Annotated in this window: 2 pseudogenes; one reads left to right on the top strand and one right to left on the bottom strand. The window is 64.5% G+C overall.

The annotated features are described in order from the left end of the window. Positions 1-601, bottom strand: a pseudogene (locus tag EN745_RS35210) (imidazolonepropionase); the annotation flags it as partial. 96 nt (positions 602-697) lie between these two features. Here EN745_RS35210 and EN745_RS35205 point away from each other — a divergent pair. Further along, positions 698-974 (top strand): annotated as a pseudogene (locus tag EN745_RS35205) (formimidoylglutamate deiminase); the annotation flags it as partial.

The raw sequence follows: 974 nt of genomic DNA, 5'->3' as shown, positions 1-974 counted from the left end.
GATCGATGAAGGCGTCCTTGTCGCCCTTGGCCTCCGGCGGCAGCGCATGGGCGGCGAGGCATGTCGTGCGGACCGTCACCGAGCGTTTGTCACCGAGTCGCCGCGCGGCACGCAGCGACTTCTTCTCATTGTCGACGTCAAGGCCATAGCCCGACTTCACTTCGATCGTGGTGACACCCTCGGCGATCAGCGCGTCGAGGCGCGGCAATGTCTGGGCTACCAGTTCGTCCTCGCTGGCGGAACGCAATGACTTCACCGAGGAAACGATTCCGCCGCCGGCTTTGGCCACCTCTTCATAGGTGGCGCCGGCCAGCCGCATCTCGAACTCGTTGGCGCGGTTGCCGGCGTAGACGAGATGGGTGTGGCAATCGACCAGGCCGGGCGTGACCCAGCGGCCTTCGCAGTTGGTGATGTCAGCGCCCTGGGCAAGTGCCGCCGGCAGATCGGCTTCCGGCCCGGCATAGGTGATCAGGCCGTCGCGCGCGACGACTGCGCCCCTTTCGGCGATGCCCAGTCCCGGCGCGCCTTCGGCCATCGTCGCCAGGCGCGCATTGCGCCAAAGGTGAAGGCCCCCTGCCCGGCTTTTGATTTCTGCCGCCATCATCTTTTCCGTTTGATTGGATGACAATTATGTATATACATATTGAAGCGCACTGCAAGTGCTATTGTCATCGGAAAGCGGGATTCGGAGAAAATCGTGACGGCGATCTTCGCGGAACAGGCACTTCTGCCGGACGGCTGGAACAACAATGTCAGGATCACGCTGGCGGGCGGCCGCATCGCGGCGGCCGAGCCCGGCGCCTCACCGCTGACCGGCGACGAGCGCCATGCCATTGTACTCTCCGGCATGCCCAATCTGCACAGCCACGCGTTCCAGCGCGGCATGGCGGGGCTCGCCGAACTGCGCGGCCCCTCGACCGACAGTTTCTGGAGCTGGCGCGAGGTGATGTACCGCTTCGCTCTGTCGATGACGC

It is taken from the genome of Mesorhizobium sp. M4A.F.Ca.ET.022.05.2.1 (genome assembly GCF_003998845.1).
GTDB lineage: Bacteria > Pseudomonadota > Alphaproteobacteria > Rhizobiales > Rhizobiaceae > Mesorhizobium.
This window is presented reverse-complemented; position numbering and strand designations above follow the sequence as displayed.